The sequence below is a fragment of the Pleurocapsa sp. CCALA 161 genome, from assembly GCF_003003995.1.
Lineage (GTDB): Bacteria > Cyanobacteriota > Cyanobacteriia > Cyanobacteriales > Xenococcaceae > Waterburya.
In genome coordinates this window covers 1-7,845 of the sequence record NZ_PVWF01000164.1, presented here as the reverse complement: position 1 = coordinate 7,845, position 7,845 = coordinate 1, and the positions used below count along the sequence as shown (strand labels likewise).

The following is a 7,845-nucleotide window of genomic DNA, read 5'->3' as shown; positions in this document are numbered from 1 at the left end:
GCTTGCTTACCAACTAGAGGGGGCTTATAAATCTCTACCAATAAACGTAAATAGTTTAGTCAAAAATTGGCTGATTATTATAGTATTGTCTCCTTTTTTTATGTTTTGCAAGGTTTTATTCCTACTCTTGTCGGCTATTTTATACCGTCTAGATCTTATAATTAAACTTACGTCTTATGGTTATCCTAAAAATTACGTAATTATTGCTAAAAAAGCTTAGTTAAATGCTAGATAAAATGATTGAGTTTCCTCTAGCCTAGTAAAATCTAAAATAGATTAAAGTAGTTTTTGATTAAGGAATGAAAATTATTATTTCTAACACCGTCATCTTAAATGGTGGAGATGCTGCTATTTTAATTAGTATCATCAAAATATTACAGAAAGCTTTTGGTAAAAACTGCCAATTTGTTATTTATGATAGTCAGCCAGAAACCGCAATTAAATATTATCCTGAGCTTAATTTACGCAAGTTAATCTATGCCCAAAGTGTAGATTCTATTAGGATAAAATTAATTGGCAGAATTCTTAAATTAATTAGTCAATGGCGCTTAAAATTTGCAGCTTGGTGCATATCCAAACACAAATTCAGCTTAAGTCGCTTATGTACTACTAAGGTCGAATATGAAAGCCTAATTGATTATCAAACAGCTAATCTGATTGTTAGTACAGGAGGAACTTATTTAGTTGAAAACTATAGCTTAAAAGCAAGATTTTTTGATTATCAAATATCTTTGATGTTTGATAAACCATTAATATTTTTTACTCAATCTCTAGGTCCTTTTGAGCAACCAAGCAATCGCCAAATTCTAACTAAAATTTTTACACGATCAGCATTAATTTTATTGCGCGATCGCCAATCAGCAAAACACATCCAAGAATTAGTCTCTCATCAATCTAAAATTGCCGTTGTGGCTGATGCTGCTTTTGCTCTGTCGAATTTAAAAGCATTGGCAAATGCTAAAAATAATCAAGATAATTTAGGTAATTTACCCACTCCTAAAATTGCTATTTCAGTTAGAGACTGGCGCTATTTTAAAACTGTCGATTCTGCTGTAGGAATTACCAAATATATTCAGGCTTTAGTGGCTTTGACAGTTCATTTAGTTGAGAAATATCAAGCTGAAATCACCTATATTTCTTCTTGTCAAGGAATAAAAGAATACTGGAAAGATGATTCAGAGTTTGCCTTGAAGATTGTCACTCAATTACCCGAGCAAGTCGCCAAGATGGTAACAGTAAATCGAGACTTTCATAACCCAGAAACTTTAATTAAAATAATTAGCGAATATGATTTAGTAATCGCAACAAGGCTACATATGGCAATTTTGTCTTTAGGTGCTGGTGTTCCTGTATTAGCGATCGCTTATGAATTCAAAACTGAAGAATTGTTTTGTAAACTAGGTCAAGCAGAATGGTTGATTGATATTGAAAAGATAGACGCAACTACCCTAATTGAGCGAGTTGATGCTTTGATTAGTTCACTACCACAAATTCGCCATCAACTGTTTACCAAGGTTGAACAAGAGAGCTTAAGTGCATGGCAAACCAGCAAGTTATTGTCTCAGGCTTTTGAACAGTGGCAGCTAGATAATCAACCAAAAAATTAATCAAATCAATTTCAGGTTGATCTTGAACCACATAAATACATGAATTTTTGTAGTTAGGAGCAATTATAATAGTATCGCCAAGCTAATATTAATAGTTTAATTTAAACAGGTAAGTTCTTCCATCGACAGTGAAGATCTCTAGTAATAAATAAAGATGAAAGCTAGCTTTTCTTTGATTCCCTTTACTATAGATACTGCCCCCGCAATTAAAATTACGGGAGAAATCGAACGTCAGCAGAACCAATTAACCATTGAATATAAACTGCAAGGTCAAACGAAAATTATAATTCCTCAAATCAATACCCCGACTCGCAAATTTGGTCTTTGGGAACATACCTGCTGTGAATTTTTCTTAAGCTTACAAGACTCAACCCAATACTGGGAGTTTAATCTCTGTTTTGCAGGAGATTGGAATGTTTATCATTTTCTTAACTATCGACAAAATCTTGTTGAAGCAACCGCCTTTAATTCTCTTCCATTTCAGGTGTTGCATAACAATGACAGTTTGCAGCTAAAGCTAGAAGTTAATTTAAATCAAATCATTGCTCCCGAACAAAAGTTAGAAGTTGGCGTTGCCGCAGTGGTTGAAGATCGCGCAAAACAATTAAGTTACTGGGCATTAGCCCATTCAGCCCCAGAGGCTGATTTTCATCTTCGAGATAATTATCTGCTCAAGCTTTAAATATATTATTGAAACAATACAGCTAAAAAGATTAACAAGAGTGATTTGCGACAAGTTAATACCAATTCTCGAAAATAATGAGAGACTCAGGACAGATTAAGCTCTTAGCTCTACCCCTGTTAAGGTGAGCATCCGTACTAATCAAAAAATAGCAGAAATGCGCTCATTTAGTTCATGAGTTCGACGAAAACAACAGAAAAGCAACATCACCATTAATTTTAGTTAAAAATTTCTCTGGTTCTTCCCTAATTGGTTACATGATCTGAACTGAGAAGAGTACAGTCGAGAAATGCGATCGCTAATATTATGAGAATTTTAGTAGTTGACGATGACGACATTTTAGTAGAAGTACTTAAACGCTCTCTATCCAGCCAACGCCATGTAGTAGAAGTAGCAGAAGATGGACAGATCGGTTGGGAATATGCCCAAACTGGAGAGTACGATCTAGTTTTACTCGATGTTAATTTGCCAGGATTGGATGGAGTAAGCTTGTGCGAAAAAATGCGTTCCCAAGGTTATACAACGCCAATTTTGTTAATGACAGCTAAAAATGCTACTCAGGATCGGATCTTGGGCTTAGATGCAGGGGCGGATGATTATTTAACCAAACCCTTAGACTTAGGGGAATTAAACGCCAGAGTGAGGGCTTTATCCCGTAGGGGAGAAGTTGCGCCTACTAGTGTTTTAGATATTAATGGACTTATTTTGGATCCTAGTAGTTGTGAGGTTAGCTATCAACAACAGCCAATTAAACTGACAGCTAAAGAATATAGTTTATTAGAAATATTTTTGCGCAATCCTGCCAGGGTATTTAGTCGATCGCAAATTTTAGATAAGATCTGGACATTTGACGAGCTGCCATTAGAGGAAAGCGTTAAGGCGCACATCAAAGGATTACGCAAAAAACTCAAACAAGCAGGGGTGGTTGATTGGATTGAAAATGTTTACGGTATTGGCTACCGTCTAAATCCGCAAGTTGCTGAATCTGAGCAAGCTGCAAATAGCAATTGTACTTCTATTGAGCAAAAATTTAATCTGGAAATGGAACAAACGTGGCTCAAGTATCAAGATAAGATGTCTGAGCGCCTGAAAGTACTCCAACAAGCTGTAGCTTCAGTCAAACAAGCTAATTTATCCTCCCAATTGCAACACGATGCTCAACAAGCAGCCCATAAGCTAGCAGGGGTTTTGGGCATGTTCTCTAGGGATGTCGGAACAGATATTGCTCGTGAGATAGAAACTTTGCTGCAAGATAATTTAGTCTTAAATACTCAACAACGAGAACAATTTATTGCTTTAGTCACAGATTTAGATAGCTTATTAGCACTCGATCAAACCTCAACTAGCGAAACTATTGCTGAGACAAAATTTTTATTGATTTCTGCCGATCATCAGTTAAGCCAGAAATTACAGCAGCTAGGTATGACTCAAGGGTTAGCTTGGCATCAAATAGATAATATTACCCAAGCCGAGATTTGGTTAGCCAATAATTTTGCTTATGTAGTAGTAATAGATGCCGAAGCAACTACTAACCAACCAGAATATTTATCTTTAATCAGTAAATTAAATTCTCGTACTCCTGCAATACCAACAATAGTTTTATCAGCTACTAATAGTTTAGATAATCGACTGACAACCATTCGTATGGGTGCAAGTAGCTTTTTAGCCAAACCTGTTACTCCAGGAAAAATTTGGCAAACTGCTAGTAAGTTAATCCAACAAAATCAATCGGCGATCGCATCTATTTTAATTGTCGATGATGATGTTGTCTTTCTGTCTTCCTTGCGCTCAATCCTTGAACCTTGGGGAATCAAAGTCAGCACTTTGGCAGAATCTTTACACTTTTGGGAGATATTACAAGCAACCCAACCCGATTTAGTAATTCTTGATGTAGAAATGCCTAAAATCAATGGTATTGAGCTATGTCAGGCAATCCGTAGCGATCCAGACAGGCAAGAATTACCCGTGTTGTTTCTCACTGCCAGACAGGATGTCAAAACTATCCAACAAATATTTGAGATTGGGGGAGATGACTATATTGCTAAGCCCGTAGTTGGTGCCGAATTAATTGCTAGAATCAACAATCGACTAGATCGCAGCCGTTTGTTACATAAGCTTGCTACTCAAGATCCCCTAACCAGATTAAGCAATCGTACTCAAAGCAGTCGGCAAATCGAGAGTTTATTACAGCAAGCTCAAAAACTTAATCAACCATTTTGTTTAGCAGTACTCAAAATAACTGACTTACAGCAAATCAACTTTAAATATGGTCATGGAATAGGCGATCGCATTTTGGCACAATGGGGTAAACTCATTCGAGCCACTTCTCGTAACGATGACATTACAGGCTATTGGGACAACGGAGATTTTATGATTGGGATGCCTAATTTAGACAAAACCCAAGCAAAAGAACATCTAAGCGAACTGCTGACTAGCTTAAGAAAACAAGTATTTACTGCCCCAGAAAGCGTAGAGATTGCTAAACAAGTCCAAAAAACTCAGCCAGAACGTTTTCAAGTTGCTTTTGATTGTGCCGTAGCTGAATTTACCAAAGATGCTACAACCATACATTCTTTATATCAGACTTGCATTCAAAGTTGATCTCTAGTAGGGTGAATGATCATTCACCCCTACTCAAAATCTGAGATATTTGCTCTGGTAACTCCAAAGGACGAAATGGTTTGGTGATTACGCCAGCTAAATCTAATTCAGCCAGTTCAGGTGCGATCGCTGATTGGGTTTTGGCAGTCATCAGAATTACAGGAATAGCGGCTGTACTTGGATTGGCTTTGAGCTGTCTGAGGGTTTCTTTTCCATCCCATTCAGGCATCATTAAATCTAATAAAATTACCTCTGGTTGACTATTTTTAGCTAAATCTAATCCTTCTTTGCCTGTACTGGCTGTAATCACCTGCCAATCTGTTGCCATTTTTAATCCCATCTGGGCGATGTCTTTGACATCCTCTTCGTCATCAATGATTAAAATGATTTTACTCATGTTATTTGGCTGTCATAATTAAATTCAATTTAATTTAATTAATTTAAACTGCGATCGGGATTATTTAGAGAATTTACGGCGATTTTCCGTATTTAATTACTCTCCCAATCCTCCAGCTTTAATCCCTCAACTCGGCTAAATTCTTTTACATTATGAGTTACTAGAATCAAATTGTTGGCTAAAGCGATCGAAGCAATTAATAAATCATTTGAGCCAATTGGTGTCCCTGCACTTGCTAGGTGCGCTCTAAGTTTGCCACAAATTAAAGCACAGCAATCGTCGAAAGGTAAAGAAATAAACTGATCTACGAATGCTTTTTGTATTTGCAAAGCCTTTTTGGGCTTGTTACTACCCATAGAACCATAAAAAAGCTCCGCTTTAACTACAGAACAAACAGCAATATCATCTCGATTTAAAGACTTCAAACGTTGATTGACAGTTAAAGATTTGCCTTTAAGATAAACAATACAAACATTTGTATCAAGTAAATAAAGCAGTTGACTTTTACTCATCAAACGCACTAGTCAAATCATCATCCATCTCATCACAAATTCCGCGCTCGTCAACCGCAAATTCAATATCAGCAGCGGCACTATAAAGATCTAGTAAATTTGAAGATGATGTATCTTGTGTTAATTCTTTTCGCTTACCAACAAGAGTTTCTAGGCGGTCAATTTTATCCAACAATTTTTGATAGGCTTCAGCATCTTGCACCACTAACTCTGCCTTTCCATTAACTGTTAATACCAAGGGACTACCCGTCGCTTTCATTTGTTTGATAATTTCATTGGTGTTGCGTTTAAAAGTAGAAAGAGATTGAATATCTCGACCAAGATTAATCATCAGCTTATTTACACTAAATTAACACTAAATTTAATGTTAGCCTAAAGATGCTGACATTGCGCCACATTACTGTAATGCCCATTAACATAGCTATTCGTGTTTGTTTTTTAGTAAACCAAAATGAGGTGGTGGTTTTGATGTTTTGATGTTTTGATGATTTTAAAATTAGAAGTCTTATTCGTAATATGTTAATAACTGATGTTAAGCACTAATCAGTCTGCTAAGACTACCTACTATCCTTCGAGTGAGTACGTAACATTAGTTAATAATTATCAATAGCCGTCATTTAAAGGCAAACTAATGTAAAAAGAGCTTCCTTGTCCTAATCTACTCTCTACCCAAATCTTGCCGTTATGTCCTTCAATGATATGACGACAGATCGCTAGTCCCAAGCCTGTGCCTCCTTTACTCCGAGAATCAGAAGCATCTACCTGTTGAAAACGTTCAAATACTGATTCTAGCTTATCTTCAGGAATACCTCGACCTGTATCTTGAATAATTATCTGACAGAGATCTTGTTGAACACTAGCCTTTAAGCTAACTCTACCTCCAGGTTGGGTAAATTTAATCCCATTACTAAGTAAGTTAATTAGTGTTTGTAACATGCGGTCTGAATCCAAGTAGAGAAAGAGATCGCTAGGTTCTTCTAAAATCAATTGAACTTGAGCTTTTTCTGCCATTGCTTGCATAGTTTCAGTAGCCTGAATCATCAGTGGCTGTAGGTTACACCTTTTTAATTTGATCGCAATTTTGCCTGATTTCATTCGTTCTAGATCGAGGATATCGTTCACCAAACGGATTAAACGTTCGCTATTGCGTATGGCAACCTGGAGAATTTGCTTACCGCGATCGCTCAAAGTACCTAATTGACCAGAATTTAATAAATCTAAAGCGCCAATTGTCGAAGTCATGGGAGTTCTTAGTTCATGACTGACTAAGGAGATAAATTCATTTTCTAAGCGTTTGCGTTCAGTAATGTCATTCAAAATTTGCAAGGTGCATTTATTCCCATCTAGTTTAATTAACTCCATTGAAAGCAGCACTGTTTTAACTTGACCCGATTTTGTTGAAAATTCTAACTCTACGTTGTGAACAAAACCTTGGGAATCACACTTTTTTACTGCTTGCTGGTATACTGCTAAAGCAGAACTGGAGTAGATCTCGGCGATCTTGTGGTTAATTACTTCGGCTGCTTTATAACCACTCATTTGCAAGAAACTTTTATTGATCTCTAATACTTGTCCTGAGTCGTAAGTAGCGATCGCGATGGGATTAGGACAAGCACGAAAAGCTTTAGCAAACTTGTCTTCTGCTGCGGTTTTTTCGGCTATTTGCTGCTGTAGCTGGCTATTTTGAACTTCCAGCCTAATTTGGAGATGGCGAATGGTTAAATGAGTATCTAACCTCGCCAAGACTTCTTCAATTTGAAATGGCTTGGTAATATAGTCTACGCCACCAACCTGAAACGCTTTGACCTTATCAAAGACATCTCCTAACGCACTAATAAAAATAATCGGAATATCACGAGTGCGATCGTTTGCCTTAAGTTGTTGACATACCTCATAGCCATTCATTTCAGGCATTTTTACATCCAGCAAAATTAAATCTGGAGGTACCGCTTTTGCTCCTCTAATAGCAGTAGAACCCTTGGTGACACTACGAACCTTATAACCCTTTTCCGTCAGCATTTGAGACAACAAAGCCAAGTTTTCTGG

Annotated in this window: 8 protein-coding genes; 4 read left to right on the top strand and 4 right to left on the bottom strand. The window is 36.9% G+C overall.

Translation table 11 applies throughout. From position 1 onward, the window contains the following. The 4 genes from C7B62_RS26710 to C7B62_RS23060 all read left to right on the top strand — a co-directional run. Window positions 1-220 (top strand): hypothetical protein (locus C7B62_RS26710; protein WP_233220116.1); only part of this gene is annotated, 220 nt, incomplete at its 5' end. 79 nt (window positions 221-299) lie between these two features. Further along, window positions 300-1,607 carry a polysaccharide pyruvyl transferase family protein gene (locus C7B62_RS23070; RefSeq protein WP_106243060.1) on the top strand — a complete coding sequence of 436 codons (1,308 nt, stop codon included), beginning with the start codon at window positions 300-302 and terminating at the stop codon, window positions 1,605-1,607. A 154-nt stretch (window positions 1,608-1,761) separates the two neighbouring features. Beyond that, window positions 1,762-2,289 carry a DOMON-like domain-containing protein gene (locus tag C7B62_RS23065; protein WP_106243057.1) on the top strand — a complete coding sequence of 176 codons (528 nt, stop codon included), beginning with the start codon at window positions 1,762-1,764 and terminating at the stop codon, window positions 2,287-2,289. Window positions 2,290-2,595: 306 nt separating this feature from the next. Beyond that, the gene (locus tag C7B62_RS23060; RefSeq protein ID WP_106243054.1) at window positions 2,596-4,890 is read left to right on the top strand and encodes a response regulator; all 2,295 of its coding nucleotides are present in this window, start codon (window positions 2,596-2,598) and stop codon (window positions 4,888-4,890) included. 19 nt (window positions 4,891-4,909) lie between these two features. Here C7B62_RS23060 and C7B62_RS23055 read toward each other — a convergent pair whose 3' ends face one another. From C7B62_RS23055 to C7B62_RS23040, 4 genes are all read right to left on the bottom strand, one after another. After that, window positions 4,910-5,287, bottom strand: coding sequence for a response regulator (locus C7B62_RS23055; RefSeq protein WP_106243052.1), 378 nt, complete (start codon window positions 5,285-5,287; stop codon window positions 4,910-4,912). 92 nt (window positions 5,288-5,379) lie between these two features. Next, on the bottom strand, window positions 5,380-5,799 hold the full coding sequence (locus C7B62_RS23050) for a type II toxin-antitoxin system VapC family toxin (protein ID WP_106243049.1): 420 nt from the start codon (window positions 5,797-5,799) through the stop codon (window positions 5,380-5,382). Further along, window positions 5,792-6,130, bottom strand: coding sequence for a type II toxin-antitoxin system Phd/YefM family antitoxin (locus C7B62_RS23045; RefSeq protein ID WP_106243046.1), 339 nt, complete (start codon window positions 6,128-6,130; stop codon window positions 5,792-5,794). Before C7B62_RS23045 ends, C7B62_RS23050 begins: the two co-directional genes overlap by 8 nt. 272 nt (window positions 6,131-6,402) lie before the next feature. Then, a partial coding sequence (locus C7B62_RS23040) for an ATP-binding protein (protein WP_106243043.1) occupies window positions 6,403-7,845 on the bottom strand: 1,443 nt, incomplete at its 5' end.

What these genes read in the sequence shown, in the direction of transcription:
- C7B62_RS23070 (WP_106243060.1), top strand. Translation starts at nt 300, where the DNA reads ATGAAAATTATTATTTCTAACACCGTCATCTTAAATGGTGGAGATGCT.
- C7B62_RS23065 (WP_106243057.1), top strand. Translation starts at nt 1,762, where the DNA reads ATGAAAGCTAGCTTTTCTTTGATTCCCTTTACTATAGATACTGCCCCC.
- C7B62_RS23060 (WP_106243054.1), top strand. Translation starts at nt 2,596, where the DNA reads ATGAGAATTTTAGTAGTTGACGATGACGACATTTTAGTAGAAGTACTT.
- C7B62_RS23055 (WP_106243052.1), bottom strand. Translation starts at nt 5,287, where the DNA reads ATGAGTAAAATCATTTTAATCATTGATGACGAAGAGGATGTCAAAGAC.
- C7B62_RS23050 (WP_106243049.1), bottom strand. Translation starts at nt 5,799, where the DNA reads ATGAGTAAAAGTCAACTGCTTTATTTACTTGATACAAATGTTTGTATT.
- C7B62_RS23045 (WP_106243046.1), bottom strand. Translation starts at nt 6,130, where the DNA reads ATGATTAATCTTGGTCGAGATATTCAATCTCTTTCTACTTTTAAACGC.